General features: G+C 67.5%; 16 protein-coding genes and 1 pseudogene. 9 read left to right on the top strand and 8 right to left on the bottom strand.

Translation table 11 applies throughout. The features are described 5' to 3' along the window. Nucleotides 1–345 precede the first annotated feature (345 nt). Nucleotides 346–594, top strand: a complete 249-nt coding sequence (locus ACF1FZ_RS23955) for a hypothetical protein (protein ID WP_391775435.1) — start codon at nt 346–348, stop codon at nt 592–594. Here the strand turns inward: ACF1FZ_RS23955 and ACF1FZ_RS23950 are convergent. The 3 genes from ACF1FZ_RS23950 to ACF1FZ_RS23940 all read right to left on the bottom strand — a co-directional run bounded on the left by ACF1FZ_RS23950 (nt 591) and on the right by ACF1FZ_RS23940 (nt 2,933). Beyond that, complete coding sequence (locus ACF1FZ_RS23950) at nt 591–1,682, bottom strand: IS630 family transposase (RefSeq protein ID WP_391775434.1); 1,092 nt, start codon at nt 1,680–1,682, stop codon at nt 591–593. The two genes, ACF1FZ_RS23955 and ACF1FZ_RS23950, sit on opposite strands and share 4 nt — an antisense overlap. Before the next feature lie 71 nt (nt 1,683–1,753). After that, nucleotides 1,754–2,020, bottom strand: coding sequence for a hypothetical protein (locus ACF1FZ_RS23945; RefSeq protein WP_391775433.1), 267 nt, complete (start codon nt 2,018–2,020; stop codon nt 1,754–1,756). Between the two features lie 292 nt (nt 2,021–2,312). Beyond that, the gene (locus ACF1FZ_RS23940; protein ID WP_391775432.1) at nt 2,313–2,933 is read right to left on the bottom strand and encodes a helix-turn-helix transcriptional regulator; all 621 of its coding nucleotides are present in this window, start codon (nt 2,931–2,933) and stop codon (nt 2,313–2,315) included. A gap of 494 nt (nt 2,934–3,427) precedes the next feature. Between ACF1FZ_RS23940 and ACF1FZ_RS23935 the strand changes: the two genes are divergently transcribed. The 3 genes from ACF1FZ_RS23935 (at nt 3,428) to ACF1FZ_RS23925 (ending at nt 5,553) form a co-directional block, all read left to right on the top strand. Next, nucleotides 3,428–4,402, top strand: coding sequence for an alpha/beta hydrolase family protein (locus ACF1FZ_RS23935; protein ID WP_391775482.1), 975 nt, complete (start codon nt 3,428–3,430; stop codon nt 4,400–4,402). Nucleotides 4,403–4,499: 97 nt separating this feature from the next. Then, nucleotides 4,500–4,685 carry a hypothetical protein gene (locus ACF1FZ_RS23930; RefSeq protein WP_391775431.1) on the top strand — a complete coding sequence of 62 codons (186 nt, stop codon included), beginning with the start codon at nt 4,500–4,502 and terminating at the stop codon, nt 4,683–4,685. A 427-nt stretch (nt 4,686–5,112) separates the two neighbouring features. Then, a complete protein-coding gene (locus ACF1FZ_RS23925) occupies nt 5,113–5,553 on the top strand; it encodes a hypothetical protein (protein ID WP_391775430.1) in 441 nt (146 codons plus the stop codon). Between the two features lie 170 nt (nt 5,554–5,723). Here ACF1FZ_RS23925 and ACF1FZ_RS23920 read toward each other — a convergent pair whose 3' ends face one another. The 4 genes from ACF1FZ_RS23920 to ACF1FZ_RS23905 form a co-directional block, all read right to left on the bottom strand. Beyond that, nucleotides 5,724–5,885, bottom strand: a complete 162-nt coding sequence (locus ACF1FZ_RS23920) for a hypothetical protein (RefSeq protein WP_391775429.1) — start codon at nt 5,883–5,885, stop codon at nt 5,724–5,726. Nucleotides 5,886–6,285: 400 nt separating this feature from the next. Continuing rightward, a complete protein-coding gene (locus tag ACF1FZ_RS23915) occupies nt 6,286–6,981 on the bottom strand; it encodes a DUF305 domain-containing protein (protein ID WP_391775428.1) in 696 nt (231 codons plus the stop codon). Next, entirely contained in the window at nt 6,957–8,291 is a 1,335-nt protein-coding gene (locus tag ACF1FZ_RS23910) for a DUF1996 domain-containing protein (RefSeq protein WP_391775427.1), read from the bottom strand. The genes ACF1FZ_RS23915 and ACF1FZ_RS23910 overlap by 25 nt, the downstream gene beginning before the upstream one ends. Nucleotides 8,292–8,502: 211 nt before the next feature. Then, nucleotides 8,503–10,221 carry a discoidin domain-containing protein gene (locus tag ACF1FZ_RS23905; protein WP_391775426.1) on the bottom strand — a complete coding sequence of 573 codons (1,719 nt, stop codon included), beginning with the start codon at nt 10,219–10,221 and terminating at the stop codon, nt 8,503–8,505. A gap of 326 nt (nt 10,222–10,547) precedes the next feature. Between ACF1FZ_RS23905 and ACF1FZ_RS23900 the strand changes: the two genes are divergently transcribed. From ACF1FZ_RS23900 to ACF1FZ_RS23885, 4 genes and pseudogenes are all read left to right on the top strand, one after another. Further along, nucleotides 10,548–11,540, top strand: coding sequence for a LacI family DNA-binding transcriptional regulator (locus tag ACF1FZ_RS23900; RefSeq protein WP_391775425.1), 993 nt, complete (start codon nt 10,548–10,550; stop codon nt 11,538–11,540). A 583-nt stretch (nt 11,541–12,123) separates the two neighbouring features. Then, entirely contained in the window at nt 12,124–13,758 is a 1,635-nt protein-coding gene (locus ACF1FZ_RS23895) for a penicillin-binding transpeptidase domain-containing protein (protein WP_391775424.1), read from the top strand. Between the two features lie 615 nt (nt 13,759–14,373). Continuing rightward, the gene (locus tag ACF1FZ_RS23890) at nt 14,374–14,814 is read left to right on the top strand and encodes a hypothetical protein (protein ID WP_391775423.1); all 441 of its coding nucleotides are present in this window, start codon (nt 14,374–14,376) and stop codon (nt 14,812–14,814) included. Nucleotides 14,815–14,968: 154 nt separating this feature from the next. Further along, a pseudogene (locus ACF1FZ_RS23885) lies at nt 14,969–15,098 on the top strand (IS5/IS1182 family transposase); the annotation flags it as partial. Nucleotides 15,099–16,122: 1,024 nt separating this feature from the next. Here ACF1FZ_RS23885 and ACF1FZ_RS23880 read toward each other — a convergent pair. Next, entirely contained in the window at nt 16,123–16,521 is a 399-nt protein-coding gene (locus ACF1FZ_RS23880; protein WP_391775422.1) for a DUF302 domain-containing protein, read from the bottom strand. A gap of 166 nt (nt 16,522–16,687) precedes the next feature. On the opposite strand from ACF1FZ_RS23880, the gene ACF1FZ_RS23875 reads away from it, so the two are divergent. After that, on the top strand, nt 16,688–18,052 hold the full coding sequence (locus tag ACF1FZ_RS23875) for a rhodanese-like domain-containing protein (protein WP_391775421.1): 1,365 nt from the start codon (nt 16,688–16,690) through the stop codon (nt 18,050–18,052). Nucleotide 18,053 lies beyond the last annotated feature (1 nt).

Raw genomic sequence — 18,053 nt, 5'->3', positions numbered from 1 at the left:
AGGGAGTGGAACCCGCCGTCATCGACATCTTCTGACTTTCACTCGGGGTCCGTCCGGATCATGGGCGGCAACGCGAAAGTGCCTTCTGCGCTGGGGCGATGAACCTTGTCGAGGGGTTCTGTCGGTCCAGGTGGAAGGCACTATCTACGTGCAGGCTGTCGGGTCTCGCCAGGCTTCATGTCTCCGCCGACGGTGCGGGGGTGGTCGGGCATGCCGGGGCACGGCTACTGGCTGATCTCACCGATGCCACCGGACTGACCAGCGCGTACTCCACCGCGTTGAGACCTCTCCGGCCACGCGGTACTGGTCACGACCCGGGCAAGGATCGCTACCGACCTCGCGGTCATGCTCGCTGACGGCGGCGGAACGCTCGCGGATCTGGCCGTGCTGCGCGACCAGGGCGAGGTGTTCGGCCCGGTCGCCTCGACACCGACTACCTGGGGGCTGCTGGCCGCTGTCGACGAACGCGTACTGGACCGCCTGCGCCCAGCCCGCGCCCAGGCCCGGGAAGTGGCCTGGCTGCAAGCGTCTGAGACCCGCTGCGGCACACCGGCGGCGAAAGCCGGCGGACGGGAACTGCCGGCCTGGTCCTAGTGACCTGAGTCGGAGATTCGTCGGCAGTAGGCGGCGACTTTGTCGAGGATCTCGTCGGCGGTCTTCGTCCGGACGAACGGCCGTGGGTTGTCGTTCCAGTCGGCGAGCCATGCTCGGATGTCGCGTTCGAGGGCCTGGACGGAGCGGTGGACACCGCGCTTGAGCTTCTTCTGCGTGAGCTCGGCGAACCACCGCTCCACCAGGTTCAGCCAGGACGCACTCGTCGGTGTGAAGTGCAGGTGGAAGCGCGGATGCGCCAGCAGCCACTGCTTGACGGCGGGTGTCTTGTGGGTGACGTAGTTGTCCAGGATCAGGTGCACCTCGAGCTCGGCGGGCACCTCCCTGTCCAGTTTGGCCAGAAACTTCTTGAACTCCACGGCACGGTGCCTACGGTGCAGGGAGCCGATCACTTTGCCGGTGGCGACCTCCAGGGCGGCGAACAGGGTGGTGGTGCCGGCCCGGACGTAGTCGTGGCTGCGACGCTCGGGAACCCCGGGCATCATCGGCAGCACCGGCTGGTACCGGTCCAGAGCCTGGATCTGCGACTTCTCGTCCACGCAGAGCACCAGGGCCTTCTCCGGCGGATCGAGGTAGAGACCGACGACGTCGCGGGCCTTGTCGATGAACAACGGGTCGGTGGACAGCTTGAACGTCTGCGAGCGGTGCGGCGCGAGGGCGAAGGCCCGCCAGATCCGAGAGATCGCCGACTGCGACATGCCGGTGGCCGCCGCCATCGACCGGGTCGACCAGTGGGTGGCGTTCTTCGGCTTCTCCTCGAGTGTCTTGACGATGACACGCTCGACGTCCGCATCGGTGATCTTCCGGGGAACACTGGGCCGCGGCTCGTCGGACAGCCCGTCCAGACCGCGTTCGAGGAAGCGCCGCCGCCAGGTGCGGACCGTGTCCGGAGTGACCCGCAGTCGGCGGGACACCTCCATGATCGAGTGCCCCTCGGCGCACTCCAGCACAATCCGCGACCGCAAGGCCAGAGCCTGAGCCGTCGTGCGACGACGTACCCAGCCCTCCAGCGCGGCCCGTTGGGCATCGGTCAACGACAACGGCGGGATCTTCGGACCAGGACGACTCATGCCCAACCAACCACGAATCTCCGACTCAGGTCACTAGACACCCGTGTCCTTCATCTCAGGAGGAGCGTCTGTCACGGCTTGCTCAGCGCCCGAACGAGGGCTGCGGCATAGGCCGTGGTGCCGACGGTGCTTGGGTGGTAGCTCTCGCGGCTGATGCACCAACTGGAACCCAGGCACGGGAAGTCTCCCTCACCTTGCTGTCCGGTTACGAGCTTGTGGATTCCTTCAGGGGCGTCGCAAGCACGCCGCCCTTCAAAGTCCGGGTCAGGCGACTCGAAGACCACCCGCACGCCAGTCTGCCGCAGATCGGCCACCATCGCGGCCTGCTTGTCCGTCATGTAGCGGGCCATGGAGTTCAGGCGCATCATGCCTGCGCCGGCGGCTCGAGGTCTTGCTTCCGCACCTGAACGAACGGCAGCGGCGTCTCGCGCTGGCCACCGAGGCCCGACTCCATCCGATCGAGTCAGAAATCGACGACCCGGCCCTGCCCACCGAACTCACCGCATAGCCTCAGGCCGAGATCACCGAGCGGCCGTCGACACACCACTCCAGCGGACGTGACCCGGCCCGCCGGTCAGCGCCTTCCCATGGGGGCTGGCAAGGTGGCAGTTGAGCCAAGACAACGCAGGTCTACCGCACGGTCCTGGCATAGCCACCTGCGCTCATGCCGAACTCCCGCCGAAAGTGCCGGTTGAGCTGGCTCTGGTCACAGTAACCAAGCTCGGCGGCGGTCTCTGCCACGGATCGTCCCGCTGCCAGCATGGACTTGGCGCGTGCCAAGCGCAACAGGGTCCGGTAATGGTGCGGTGGAGCCCCGTACGCCTGCCGGAAACTCCTGATCAGGTGGCTTTTGCTGCAACCGGCGACTGCCGCGAGGTCGTCGAGCTTGATGTTGGAGTGCAGTTGGCTGTGGAGCATCTCCCGTACGTGACGAAGCGCTTGAGGACGAAGTGTCGGACTCGCTGCGCCGGGAGCATCCGCATGCCTGGCGAGCAGGACGGTGAGCAAGCGGATCAGCGACGATTCGAGATCCAACTCGTCCTCGCCGTGCGCCAAACCCTTGTGCAGCGCAGCAATGCCGTTGAAGAGGCTGCGGTCTGGATAGGTCACCTCATGAAAGCGCGGCCGGCCTGTGCCGACTGTCATGAGATCGGCGTCAATGAACATCAGTTGCACAATGGCCTGGCCGTCAGCGGCGGCTTTGTCCTGATCGAGGCAGCTCACGACCTCATGGGGCTCGATCACCGTCACCGCGCCAGGAACAGGGGGGGCCTGGGTTCGCCCGAGGTACTGAAAAGAGGGTGCAGAGCCGCCATGCGTGATCTTGACAGTGTACCCACCGTTCACAACGGTGGGGAAGTCACCATCGGCAGCGCGCACAACCAGGCTCTCGACTCCGAACCGTGCTCTTCTGTGACGCCCATCGATTGCGGACTCAGTCATGTCACTTTCGCCCTAGTTCAGTTTGTCCTGTTGATCTTACAGTTCCCGGCAAGACAAGTGCATCCGTCGAGCTAGGGAGGCATGACAGTCGATGGTTGAGCCAGTCGTCCTCCCCCTGCCGTCAGACCGCGGGACGAACACCTGACGAGATCTGTGCACCGCTGCGGAGATCACCGCCCACACCGACCCAGGTGCCGGGCGGCCGTTCCTGGCCCATCAGGCTCGCGGCCACGACCGCCAGTTCCATGCCTACCGCCAGTTACGACAGGCGCTATGTCAACACCGATCTCGAAAGGGCTCCGATGAGCAAGCCGTACAGCGACGCCGCCAACATCCCGGTCAACGCGTCGCAACCCGTCCTCACCTACCACCCGGTCACCCTCGACGTTCCCGGCCGGCCCGTGCCGCTGGAGGTCAAGGTGTCGATCCCCGCGACCGGCACCGACCTGCCGCTCATCCTCCTGTCCCACGGGCACGGGCTGGCGAACTTCCTGTCCTCCTACAACGGTTACGGGCCGCTGGCGAACTTCTTCGCCGCCCACGGGTTCGCGGTCATCCAGCCGACCCACCTGGACTCGACGGCCCTCGGTCTGCGTGACACCGATCTCAAGGACGCGCCCCTGTTCTGGCGTGACCGCGCCACCGACATGCACAACATCCTCAACCGCCTCGACGACATCGAGGCCGCCGTCCCTGGTCTTGCCGAACGGCGGATCGACAGGGACCGTGTCGGTGCCGTAGGACACTCCCTGGGCGGCAACACCGTCTCCCTCCTCCTCGGAGCCCAGATGTTGGACCCGGACGACGACCGGCCGAAGGACCTCTCCGACTCTCGTGTCAAGGCGGGAGTGCTCATCGGAGCTCCAGGCATCGGCAACGACGAGCACTTCGCCGAGTGGGCCAAGACGAACTACCCGGTGCTGTATTACACCGACTTCGAGCAGATGACAGGCACCGGCCTGATCATCGTGGGCGATCAGGACCTCAACCCCAATTTCTCCAATCGGCTCAGCTACCGTGCTGACGCTTACTCGGCCAGCCCCGGCGGCAACAAAACCATGGTGACCATGTACGGCGCTGGTCACATCTTCGGTGGCATATCCGGATACGACGCGGCAGAGACGGGCGACGAAAATCCCGAGCGCGTGGCGACTCTGCGGGCTCTCGTGTGGGCCTACTTGCGCAGCCAGCTCTACTCGGCCGACCCGTCCTGGAAGAACGCGGTGAACGCCCTGGAGAACGGTGAAGACCCGATGGCCAAGGTCGAAACGAGGTAGTTCCGCGAGGTGGGCGGCGGCGCGACGGCCGCCGCCCACCGCACTTCATCGCACCGAGACCTTCCACCCCGGCACGGATCGCGCAGGAGCAACCGCCATGTGGACCACGTCCGCTGCAACCGTCGGCGGAAGCGCCGCCGGTCTCACCGGCCTCACCTTCATCGTTGTCGCCTTCCGCTTCGACGTCGTCGCCACCTCCCAGGAATACCGCAACCGCGCCGCGCAAACCGTCTCCCTGTTCCTGACAACCACAGTCACCGCATCGCTGGTCACCCTGCCGTAACCGACCTGGGCGCTCGGGGTCGAACTGTTGGTCGCCGCAGCAGCAAGCGCAAGTCTGCTCTCGGTGCTCGGCCACGCAGCCCGCCGTGGCACGTCCCGGATCTGTCAAACGAGCGGCTCTGTCTCACATTCGGTGGTAACGGATTGTGCACGTTGAGCATGTCCATCTTGCGGAGAGTGCGGCCAGCGTCCTGACCTCGATGTTTCGAGGCGGACGGCATCATGCCGGGGCACCGGGCTTACCACGGCGAACCCTCACTACCGGAGACCAAGTGATCGGCCGAATTCTTGGGGGAGACCGGCCATGAGGCGCCGATCTGCGGTTTCGTGGCGGATACCCTGCCAGTCGCCGTCATGACTCACCGTCACCACCGAATGTGAGACAGAGCCGAACGTTTCAGTCCCCCCTGCGGCAGCACGCTCAGGTCATGTCCGCACCGGATCAGGCCGGTGAGGCCGGCATCGAAGCGTTTGAAGCCCTCAGAAGAGCTGCAGCCGCATACGGTGAGTGTGTTCGTGAACAGACTCACTGGGACAGCCCCTTCGCCGAGCTTGAGGAAGACAGCTCGGAGGAACTCGACGCCACATCGGAAGCAGAACAGGACAGGGATCTTCTCGTGGTGTCAGGCACTTGGACATTCGAGGTGACCGACCGGGACGCATGGAGCAGATTCGCGGCCGACCAATTGGAGTCCGCCACCCCCGCGCTGCGGCAGCTCAGCGGCGACCCTGCCGAGGCCGCCTCCGCGCTGTTGTCGTACGACGGCCTCTCGGCATGGCTCGGTGCTCACGGCGTCGCGCTGCTGGCCGACGACTGGACCGTCCGCGATACGGAGGAGGAGCTGCCTGAGGACGACCCGGAAGAATGATCGCCCTGCCCATACGTGACTGGCGGGCCTGACCCACCGGGACATCAAGCCGTCCAACATCATCGTCAGGTTCAACGGCAAAGCGACGGTCGTCGACTTCGGCATCACCAAGATCGGCGACGCCCGGCGGATACATCACCACCACCGGCGTCCTGATCGGCACCCCCGGCCTACATGGCGCCCGAGTGCTTCAGCGGCGCCTTCGACCACCGCTCCGAGTCGGCGATGCGCCGCACCGCGCCCGTCCGCGCCGCGGGCTCCTTGCGGGCCTCGACGGCCAGGCGGGTCGCGCGCTCGCGCAACTCGTCAGGGTACTTACGGGGAGCAGCCATGATCGGCATCCTTCCGGGTCTTCGATGTCTCCATCAAACCCGGGGCGATTCAAACACCTTGTCCGTCTGAACCGCGCAATGTGCATGTGGAGAGGGGCAGGGCGTCGATGTCCACCACGGCCTCCGCCGCCGACACCCTGTCCGGTCCTCACGGCCAAGGCACCGCCTGCCAGTAGATCGTGCACGGCACGACTACTCGACCTGCCCAACGACGCCCCGGACATGAACGTCCACCGCAGCGGCCTCGCCCGGTACGGCCTTCTCACCCATGGACCGACACCTACCGGAAACGGACTTGGCGACCGCTGAGACGTACGCTTCTCGCCGGCATCAGACGCGAACTGCCGCACGCGGATGGCCGCACACCAGACGAACCCGCCCCGGGTCCACCCGGACCACGTCAGCCAGGATTCCGGACCTTCGGAACAGAAGGCCCGGCCCCCCGCACCCCGGGGGTCCGCGAGGCGACAGGCGCCCTGGCCACGCTCGTGCCCGGTCCGGGCGCCACGGTGGTCCCGTCGCCGGACGTCGCAGGCTGTGCTGCTCGCAGCTTGTCCAGCCGGGTGATCAGCTCGGCCGTGCTCCTCGCGAGGGCCGCGGCCAGTTCCGTCGCCTCGTCGGCCTGGCCATGGGTCTGCTCGCCGGCGCAGAGCAACCGGGACTGCGTGAAGCCTGCGCGCAGCGCGTCGGTGAGAATCCGGTCGAACGCCTGGCCGTTCGTGGCCGCCGCCTTTTCGAGGGTGCCGAGGCTCACCATGCCCGGCATGTCGTGCCCCTCGTGGGGGCGGGTATCGGGGACGCCTGAGAGACGCAGCACCGCGCGAAGCCGGCGGAGGTCTTCGCGCAGTGTCGATCCGGTCTTCGCCGCCAGCTCGGCCAGGCCCGGGTCCGCCGTGCGGGAGGGAGCCAGATCGGTCAGGATGTGTGCGCGCTCGGCCATGGGGATCATCAACAGGATCCAAGCGGTGTCGGTAGCGTTGAAGGCCCGCTCCGGCGACGCGCCGGCCGTCGGCTGCGAGGTGCACCCGGCGGCCAGCAGCGCCACCACCATGGCGCATGCCGACCACAGGGTCAGAATGTGCCGGCGGAGTTGCACTTGGCCTTCTGGGTGATGCAGTCCTTCACGCGGTGCCCGAGAGCGGCGTTGTCCCAGGCGTTGAAGAAGTCGCCGTGGATGGACGATGCCATGCCCGAGGCCAGCCGGAAGCCCGCGGTGCTGCCGCTGGTCGGGTAGCTGACGACGAAGGAGAGGTTGGGGATGGCGACAGGGTAGGCGCCGCTGCACCTGCCGTCGTAGGTGGTCGCCACGTGCGACTTGTGGTCGGGACTGTCGAGGTTCTTGCCGTCCCAGCAGTCGGGGAAGACGAGTTGGTGGGTGAGATGCGCCTGCGGGGCGCAGCGCGGCCAGTTGCCGTCGGCGCTGCGGCCGATCTCACCGCCCTCGCCGGCGCACCAGTACTGGCCCGGCGAGCCCGCCGGGGTGGGCGTCTGGGTCTTGGCGTTGCCCGCGATCATGCGGAAACCCTGCGGGAAGGGCACGGTCGCCGAGGGGTCGGCGAGCCGGGAACCGTAGTACACGATCATGCTCTCGGCTTCGACGGCCTTGTCGCCTTCGTACAGGGTCGGGATCCAGTACGCCGAGAGGTCGTTGGCGGGGGTGCAACTGGTGGGTGTGTTGGTCAGCAGCGACTGGGTCGTGGAGAAAGCGTCGGTGCTCTTGTTGCCGAAGAAGCTGTGCATGTGGGACGCACCCGGCAGGCCCGGCAGGAGGATGGGGTCGTCCGGCTTGGAGTGGCTGTAGGAGCAGGTGGCGTTGAACTCCGGGACCCGGACGATTCCGGCGGGCACGGCGGCGGGTGCCATCGCACGGAACTGCGCCAACTGGGCGTTCCACTCGGCCTGGTCGACGGGGACCCATCCGGCCGCCGGGCTGTCGCCCGCGCCGACGAAGGAGAACCAGTTGATGTTGACGAAGTCACCGGCCGCCGTGCTGCGCAGCACGGCGAACACCGTCTGTGAACCGGTGGGATGGGTGGTGACATCGGTGGCCCGGGTCGCCCAGGTCTGCCAACCGCCGGTCGGGGAGACCGGTATGACGGCGAGCAGTGGTCCGGTCAGGCTGCCGGTCCGGAATTCCACCGTGCCCGAGCCGACGGCGGACGCGATCCGGGCCGAGACGGTCAGCCGGCCGGCCGCGCCGAGGTCCACGTCGTCGAAGCGCATCCAGTCGCCGTTGGCGAGGAACGCGGCGTTCTGCCCGCCCCCGATGTCCCCGGTCGCCTCCGACGCGACACCCGACTGGGCTGCGTAGGACTCGGCCTGGACCGTGACCGTCGCGGCCTGGGCCTGCTGGGCCGACACGGTCAAGCTCAGGGCGGCGGCCAGTACGACCGCCAAAGTGCTCACTAACAGTGTGTACAGATGGGCGGGATATCTGCGCATTTCACTTCCTTACGGGCGTCAGGGGTGACGGGTCTGCTCGCCGAAGTGCAGCGATGGGAGAGCGGGGGGCGGACAGCGGCGTTTGCCCGCAAGGGGATCCGGGTGTCTCGGACCACCGCCCACAGGGGGCGGGCGGAGCCGCCCGGGACCTTCGCGGTCACCGGGCGGCCAGGGGTTACTGGTAGACCCGCACGTGGTCGACGAGCATTCTGGCGGGGAAGGGGGTGCCGGCGTCTGTCGGGCCCGGCCAGTCACCTCCGACCGCCAGGTTGAGGATCAGGTAGTGAGGGTGGTCGAAGATCCACGGTCCGCGTGTCTGCTCCACCTGCTCCTTGTCGAGAGTCAGAACGGTCCGGCCGTCCAGGCTGTAGGTGATGCCCTTGCTGTTCCAGTCGGCGACCCAGGTGTGGAAGTCGTCGGAGAAGTCAGCGTTCCCGGGCAGTGTGTACGGTGCGCCGATTCCACCCCCGCCGTTGTAGGCGGGCGCGTGGACGGTCGAGTAAGCGGTCTTCACGTCCTTGCCGAGGATCTCCATGATGTCGATCTCGCCGTTGTACGGCCACGGCCGGCCCGTCAGGAAGTCGCCGCCCATCATCCAGAAGGCGGGCCACAGACCGTTGCCCTTGGGCACCTTGATGCGTGCTTCGACGCGACCGTAGGTGAACTGGAACGTCGCGCCGGTGTTCATCCGCGCCGAGGTGTACTGACACGTGGTGCTGCCGCTCAGCGGGTCACGGGGGCACGACGACCCGGCGGTGACCTCCTTGCGTGCTTCCATCACCAGGTGTCCCGCCCCGTCCAGTGCGGCGTTGCGGTGGTCGGTGTAGTTCTCCAGCTCGTTGTTCGGCCCGGTGCCCGGGTCGGCCCTCCATTTGGAGGAGTCGGGTCTGCTGCCCGCGGCGCCGTCGAAGTCGTCGCTCCACACGAGCCGCGGCGGGTTCGCGGGGTCACTCGGCAGCGGCGGAGCCTGTATCGGATCGCCGCCGGTGCCGTACACCTGGAACTCCCACAGCGAGTACCCGTAAGGGGTGGCGCGCTGCGTCCCGTACATGCGCACATAGCGGCCGGTGCCGGAGACGGCCAGCGTCTGCTTGAAGCCCGTGCCGGACGTCGTCGAATAGATCGCTGTCCAGTCGGTCCCATTCGACGAGACCTGGATCTGGAAGGACTTGGCGTAGGCGGGATCCCACTGCAGGACGACCTTGTCGATCTGCGCCGTCGCACCGAGATCGACGGAGATCCAGCCTGGATCGGTCCATCCCGTGGTGGAGCTCGTGGACCAGCGAGAGGCCGGATCCCGGTCGAAAGCCCTGGCCGGCGTGCAGTCCCAGCAGTTCTGGTCACTCTGGGAGGAGGAAGCCGCGCCCGGCCTGCCGTACGAGAGCAGCCTGGCGGCGTCACCGCCGGGACCGTCGGCGGTGCCGTACACCTGGAACTCCCACAGCGAGTACCCGTAAGGGGTGGCGCGCTGCGTCCCGTACATGCGCACATAGCGGCCGGTGCCGGAGACGGCCAGATTCTGGGTGCCGCCTGTTCCTGCGGCTGTCTGGTGGACGACGGTCCACTTCTGCGCGTCGCTCGATACCTCGATCCTGAACGCCGTGCCGTACGCGGCTTCCCAGTTGAGGACGATCCGGCTGATCCCTGCACTCGCCCCGAGGTCGATCTGAATCCACTGCGGGTCGGCGAAGCTGCTGGACCAGCGCGTCCCGGGGTCGCCGTCGACGGCGCTACGAGCGCTGAAGTTTCCCTCGGTACTCGAGGAGGCGGCGGGCTTGCCCTGGGAGAGCAGCACCTCCGCCGCCTGCGCGTGAGGGGTAGGGAGAGTGATGAAAGCGAGCAGTGCGGCCGCGAGGGCCAAAAATAAGCTGAAGCGACGCAGCGGCCCTTGCATGGGCGACTCCTCAAGTGGGGGAGGCCAGGGAGCGCTCCCTGAAAGGGAGGATGGAGGGGCTGGTAAAGGCTGTCAAGGCCTCTTTCACCTCGAAAAAACAGCGGCGTAACACCTACGACGCATGGGGGAGCGGTCTCTCATGGCCTACGCGTCGGGCCGGCAGCCACGGGGGTGGCGCTGAGTGAGAAGCCTTTCCGGGCACGCTCATGTCGCCCCGGCCTGCGGATACGCTGCTCGTATCGCCATGACGCAGAGCCGGAGGTCGCCCTGATGAGAAAACCCGCCCCGCGCACGAAACCGGGCGGCGGTACAGGGGACGGACAGGTATGAAACGCCCCACTCTCGATGTGGTGGCCGCCCGAGCGGGCGTGTCCAAATCGAGCGTCTCCCGGGTCATCAACGGCGAGACGACGGTCGCCCCGCAGATCCGAGACGTCGTCATGCGGGCCGTGAACGAATTGGGCTACGTGCCCAACGGAGCGGCACGCAATCTCGTCACCCGTCGCACAGACACCCTCGCCGTGGTGGTGTCCGACCCACCTCAAGGCGTCGTCTCCGACGATCCTCTCTTCTCCACCGTGGTCCGCGCCGTCAGCAGAGAGCTCGAGACGGCGCGCAAACGGCTCGTGCTCATGCTCGCGGAATCGGACCGGAGCCGGACCAGAGTGGTGCAGTACATCGCCGGTGGGCATGTGGACGGCGTGCTCCTGGTCGCCCTGCACGGCACGGATCCGCTGCCGGCCGCACTGGCCCGGCAGGGCCTGCCTGTCGTGTCCTTCAACCGCACCTCCGCACAGGACGTCCCGTACGTGGCGCTGGACAACGCCGGCGGAGCGGCGCTTGCCGTGCGTCATCTCCTGGAGCGCGGTCGGCGCCGGATCGCCACCATCACCGGGCCGCTCGAACTGTACGAGGCACGTGAGCGTCTCGACGGCTACCGTCAGGCGCTGCGTGACACCGGCCGTCGCTCCATCGTGGCCCTGGGCGACTTCACCAGAGCCTCCGGCGCCGAAGCCATGCGACAGCTCCTGGAGGACGATCCCGACCTCGATGCGGTGTTCGCAGCCAACGACCTGATGGCGATAGGAGCCCTGCGCACCCTCCATCAAGCGGGCCGACGTGTCCCCGAAGACGTGGCGGTCATCGGCTTCGACGACATAGAAGCCGCGTCCTACACCAGTCCCGCGCTCACCTCGGTGCGCAGCCCGATGGCCGACCAGGCGACCGCCGCGGTCCACCTGCTCCTCGGCCTGATCGACGGCGGCCCCACAGGGCCGGTGATCATGCCGAACGAACTCGTCGTGCGTGAGTCGACCTGATCTCCCGTCAGTACGCGTCACCCCGTGTGCGGAGCGCCGGCACCGCCGGTGTTCCGCTCCCGCCCGGGCTACTCAGCCGCCTCGGCGGGTTTTTGCCGAGGTGTCGGGAGCCGGGAGTGGCGGCCCCGACACGTCGCCCTCGCGGAACTCCTTCGGATACGGCTCGGGCACCGCAACATCCTTCCAGGCCGCCTCCCGGCAAGCCAGGCCGGGTGTCACTTATCCCTGCAGTGGTCCCGACCGTCACGAAGGATCGAGGCTAAGGGCTGTCCGGTTATGGATGGTCCTTTACTCAAGGCAGGGTGGATAGTATTTTCGCCGGCCACGCAAGTTGCCCGTGGGGCGGCCTGAAGATGACGCAGCCTTCTCCGCCGGTAAGTGACGAAGGTCCAGCGGGGCGAACTGTGATCGATTAGTGTAATTTTGTACTGTTGCGAATGATGTGGGTGCGTATCCCACGAAGCCGCTACGCGGTCCGTGAATCGGAGACTTCGCTCTCGCCGGCAATGTGGATAACGTAAAGTGAGGACCGCGTTTCCTGAAAAAAATTCAGGGAGGGCTCCTGGGGAGGGGGACTGCACAGATGCGCAGTGGAGCGAAGGTCGCCGTAGCCGGCGGGGTGTTCGTGCTGGCGGCCGGAGGGCTCGGCTACGGCGTGTACGAGGTGGTGTTGGGAGGGGGCGAGGCCGGGGGTACGGCAAACGCCGCCGCGGCTTCGGAAGTGAGGACCGGGCCGCCCGACGAGGGGGAGGTCCGGGAGACCGCCGAGGGCTTCCTGGAAGCGTGGGCGTCGGGTGACGCGCCGGGCGCCGCCCTGTTCACGAACAACGAGACCGCCGCCGAACCCCTGCTGGCCGGTTACGCGGCCGAGGCCCACGTCACGAAGGCGGTGATCACGCCGGGGGCCGCCGTCGGCGCGAAGGTGCCGTACACCGTGAAGGCGACCGTCTCCTACGACGGGAAGTCCAAGCCCTGGTCGTACTCCTCCGAGCTGACCGTGGTGCGCGGCCTGACGACCGGCAAGGCGCTCGTCGACTGGCATCCCGCGGTGATCCATCCGCAGCTGACCGAGGGCGCGGTACTGAGGACCGGCGAGTCCTCGACGGCGGCGATCGAGGCCGTCGACCACGACGGCAAGGTGCTCGACAAGGAGACGTACCCCTCGCTCGGGCCGATCCTGGACAGCCTGCGCGAGAAGTACGGCGACAGGGCGGGCGGTTCCCCGGGCATCGAGACCTGGATCGAACCGGCGGACGAACAGCTCCCGGACACCACGCTGCTGACGCTCGCCAAGGGGAAGCCCGGCAGGCTGGAGACCACACTCGACGCGCATGCCCAGGCGGCGGCGGAGAAGGCGGTCACGCAGTTCAGCGGGGCGTCGGTGGTCGCCGTGAAGCCGTCCACGGGGGCGATCCGCGCGGTGGCCAACAACCCGGCGACCGGCTTCAACGCGGCGATGCAGGGCACCCAGGCGCCCGGCTCCACACTGAAGATCATGACCGCGGCGATGCTCCTGGAGAAGGGCCTGGTCACGGCGGACAGCCCGGTCGAGTGCCCGAAGGAGGTCCGGTACTACGAGAGCACGTTCCACAACCTGGACTACTTCGAGCTCCCGCCCACCGACACGTTCACCACCAGCTTCGCCCGCTCCTGCAACACCGCTCTCATCAAGAAGATCGACGAGGTGGACGACGACTCCGCGCTCGCCGAGGAGGCCCGGGACGTCTTCGGGATCGGCCTGGACTGGAAGACGGGTGTCGTCTCGTACGACGGCAGTGTGCCGGAGGAGACCGGCGGAGTGGCTGCGGCCCAGTACATAGGCCAGGGAACCGTCCAGATGAACGTGCTCAACATCGCGTCCGTCACGGCGACCGCCCGCACCGGAACGTTCCGTCAGCCCGTGATCGTCCCGAAGTCCCTGGACGACCGTCAGCTCGCCACCGCCTCCCGCTCGCTGCCGCAGAACGTCACCCGGCAGCTGAACGACATGATGCGGGCCACCGCCTCCTGGGGCACCGGCAAGGCGGCCATGGCCTCGGTCGGCGGCGACAAGGGTGCCAAGACGGGCTCGGCCGAGGTCGACGGACAGGCCACGTCCAACAGCTGGTTCACCGGCTTCAGCGACGACCTCGCGGCAGCGGCGGTCGTCCAGTCCGGCGGCCACGGCGGCGACGCGGCCGGCCCGGTGGTGGCAGCGGTCCTGCGCGCCGGGGCGTAGGGGAGGCGGATCCGGTCGGGCCGGAGGCGGATCACGTCTCCCGCCCCGCCTGCCGCAGTGCCCTTTGACTGCTGCCGGTTGAACGTCGTTGGACGAGGTGTGAAAGCTCGTCATTCTTACCGCAGTGATGACGTCCGGAACGGCAGCTCGAGTCCATGGCCTGCGGAAGATCGTCAGCGTGATCCTCCACATCACTCGCACCGGCTTTCTGTGGGGCTCTGCTGCACGACTTCCCGCCGTGCACCAAAATGTCGCGCGAGCTGACGGGAGAATCTCACCATTCCGGCGAATCGAAACGGACATGCTCGTCACACGGGTATGAACATTGATCAGCTGCCCCTCTTGGACGGCTCCTTTCGGGAGATTTTTCCTCCCGTCTTCCCTGGGAAATGAACTGGATGCGCGGATTGGCTTCTTTGTTGCCCCTCCCTGGATTTCGGCTGTGCGGCGCACCGAGTCCTTTCGTCCCAGCCGTCCCGGGTGCATGCTTCGACCTGTGAGACACATTCAGGGCGGAATTCATTCCTCCGGATTGAACGTGGAGTGCGGTTTAAAAATGTATATTGAAATGCCGAAGATGTGATGCTAATTTGAACGTGCCGAGAGATTGACTCGATGAATGGACATCACATGCGAAGAGCTTTGGTCACCCTTGCTGCCCTCGTCGTGGGAACAGCCGGAATGGGGTTGGTCACGGCCCCTGCAGCGAGCGCGGCTGGATACGGGTGCGGTGGGTCACTGGTCGGTCAGTACAACATCAAGGACGGGGCCGGCAGCACCTGGGGGACCATCAACGTCTACTACTCCAGCGCGAACGGCGGAACCAACTGTGCTGTCAACGTGGCCAAGAGGTATGCGGGAACGCCTCACCTCCTTGAGGTGAACCTCTTCCAAGGGAACCGAAAGGCAGAGGACGAGGGGAAGTTCTCCCAGTACGCCGGCCCGGTCTCCCTGACCAGCACCAACGGAGACTGCATTACCGTTTCCGGATGGGTGACCAGCCCGTTGGGATCGACGGCCGTCGGCGACAAGTGGCAGGACATCCACTGTGGCTGACGGCACCCACTGAAAGCGTAGGGAGCCTTTCCGACCTGACGGCGCTGGTTGCGTGCTGGACGGAACGGCGGAACGGCGAAGCTCCTGGTAGACGGGTTCACGACCAAGATCCACCGTCCGCCAGGAGCTTCGTGCGCTTGTCCCCCCGTCGTCGATCGACCTGTCCGGTCCACTCTGCGGTACCTGACCGGACGACTCGCTGCACGGCGGGGGAGATCGGGACCCGGTGGCGGCGTCTGACCGTCGGCCGTCAGGCTCTCCTCGCCCTCGCCCATCTGCGGTGCATGGATGGCGGATGGCGATCAGTCATGGTCTGTGGACCCCACCGCCGCGCGGAGGTGGGCGACTGTGCTGGAAGGTGAAAACCTTCCTGTGCTCCTCGGGCGCAGTGCTTGCGCGAGACGGAAATGGAGCGGTGTGGCGAGCGCCTGACCGACCCCCCATGCGGGCGGGGGCGAGGGGGATGCAGCCGGATGGAGACGGATGACTATGTCCGTTGTCTCGGTATCGACTGTTTCGGTATCGACGCAGGTGAGAGGCATCACGCTTATGGGTTCGAGTCCCACCCGCCCTACCGGGCGTCCCCAGACAGAATCGTTCTGACCTGGGGAGACGCGTTCTCCAGGGGCGTTTTTGCGTGTGGTGTTCGCCGCACGGGGTGCGGTGAACGCCGGTCCCCGCACATCGAAGGCGAGCCCTGCATGGCTTTGACCTGGCCTTTTGTGGCAATGCCTCCCTGGGGGCGCCGTTGAGCGGTCCCACGGCCGTCGAGCATGATCCTCCGCCCCGCCCCCGCCCATCGGGAGCCACCGATCGCCAGCGACGGCGGCACACATGGTCAGAGCGGCGGAAGGGAAGCTGTCGGTGGCGGTCTGCCATGCCTGGGCGGCGCCGAAGCGGGCGAGTGCGCCCGGCGTTCCGGTGCGGCTGCTGGGGGTGGCGATCGCCGCGCAGCTCATGTCCGGGCGGCTTCGGCATTCACGCCATGCCCCGTCGACCAGGTCCAGGGCGGGCTCGGGTCATGTAGTTCGGCGGTGACATCGCAGAGTTACTTCTGGCCGTCGCCCTGGTGGCGACCTGGCTCCCGCCACCCGCCGGACCCGCAGCGCCGGCCGGGGCGCGGCCCGCGGTGCCGTAAGCCGCGCATCCCCTGTTGCTGCCGTCGATGAGTGGCAGCTCTACGCACAGGCCGACTGCCGCGCGGGCGCTGAGGCCCACCCGAGCCCGGGCACGGCAGGCCCACCGTGCGGCCGACGGGCCGGTTGCCGAGCAGGCTGATGCCTTCCGATGCACGGTGGCGCCTCTGTGCTACTCCTTGCCCCCGTCGAGCGCCGACAGGGCGGCGTCCAGTCGGCGGGTCGCTTCCTCGGCGACGGGCTTGAGGGCGTCCTGCCCGGTCAGGGTGACCATGGTGTCGGGGTCGAGGGCCTGGACTGCGATGCGCTCGCCCTCGGACCGGACGACGACGTTGCAGGGCAGCAGCAGGCCGATGGAGCGGTCCGCTTCGATCGCCCGGTGTGCCAGGGGCGGGTTGCACGCGCCGAGGATCAGGTAGTCCTCCATCTCGTGGCCCAGCTTCTCCTTCAAGGTGGCGCGCACGTCGATCTCGGTCAGGATCCCGAAGCCCTGTGCGGCCAGTGCCTCGCGCACGGCGGTCACAGTCGGTGCGAAGTCGCCGTCCACGTGCACGGTGCGGCTGTAGGTCATGGCCGTTTCTCCTTTTTCTCGTCTGACGCGCTGATCCGTCCGGTGTCCGGCGGGTGCTGGCCCGGGCAGGGCGGATCCCTCCTGCGAAATATACCCCCGGGGGTACTGATGCTACGGTGGAAACAGATACCCCCCGGGGTAATTTTCAGGCGAAAGGAGTATCCGCGTGTTCTTCGTTGACGCCATCGAGCTGGAAGGTCTCGGTAACCGCAGCTACCTGGCCGGTGGTGGGAGCGCCGCGGTCGCGGTGGACCCGCCGCGCGACGTCGACCAGGTCCTGGCGGCAGCCGCCCGGCGCGGTGTGCGGATCTCGCATGTGGTGGAGACCCACATTCACAACGACTACGTGACCGGCGGTCTCGAACTCGCCCGGATCGCCGGCGCCCGCTACCTCGTGCCGGCCGGTGCCGATGTCGCCTTCGCACGCGTCCCTGTGGCCGACGGAGACACCGTGGACATCGACCCCGGCAGCCAGGTGACGCTGGAGGCGCTCGCGACCCCTGGGCACACTCCGCACCACACCTCCTACGCCCTGTATGAGGCGGGGCGGCCGGTGGTCGTCTTCACCGGCGGGTCGTTGCTGATCGGCACGGTGGGACGGCCGGACCTGGTCGAGCCGCGGCTGACCGAGCAGCTGGCCCGCGCCCAGCACGCCTCCGCCCACCGACTGGCCTCCGACCTTCCCGACGAGACGGCGGTGCTCCCCACCCACGGCTTCGGCAGCTTCTGCTCCTCGGCCCGGTCGGAGGGGGAGGAGACCACGATCGGCAAGGAGAAGAGCGCGAACACCGCGCTCACCGTCGACGTGGACACCTTCGTCGCCGATCTGCTGGCCGGCCTGGAGGACGTGCCCGCCTACTACGCGCACATGGGCCCGGCCAACGCCGAGGGCCCCGCACCGCTCGACCTGACCCCGCCCGCACGCGCGGACGCCGACGAGATCGCCGCCCGCCTCGCGGCCGGCGAATGGGTCGTCGACCTGCGCAACCGGGTGGCTTTCGCCGAAGGGCACGTGGCCGGGTCGTTCAACTTCGAGGCCGACGGCAAGATCGCCACCTATCTCGCCTGGATGATCCCCTGGGGCAAGCCGGTCACCCTGCTCGCCGAATCCGCCGAGCAGCTCGCCGGCGCCCAGCGCGAACTGGTGCGGGTCGGCATCGACCGCCCGGCCGCCGCCGCCACCGGCACCCCCGCCGCCTGGCTGCCCGCCGGACAGATTCCGGCCTCCTTCCCTCGTTCGACCTTCGCCGAGCTCGCCGCCCATGGCAGCGGTGAGGTGGTGGTCCTGGACGTGCGCCGTGACTCCGAGCGCGCGAACGGCTGGATCGAGGGTTCGGTGCACATACCCATCCACGAGCTCCACGGCCGCCTCGATGAGGTACCGCCCGGGACGGTGTGGGTGCACTGCGCCGGCGGCATGCGGGCCGCGATCGCCGCGTCCCTGCTGGACGCCGCCGGCCGCGACGTCGTCGCCATAGACGACGGCTTCGACGCCGCCACCGACGCCGGCCTGCCGCTGACCACCGACTGAC

Origin of the sequence: Streptomyces sp. NPDC014623 (genome assembly GCF_043088245.1) — a bacterium.
Lineage (GTDB): Bacteria > Actinomycetota > Actinomycetes > Streptomycetales > Streptomycetaceae > Streptomyces.
The sequence above is the reverse complement of the archived record's forward strand: the minus strand, read 5'-3'. Positions and strand labels throughout refer to the sequence as shown.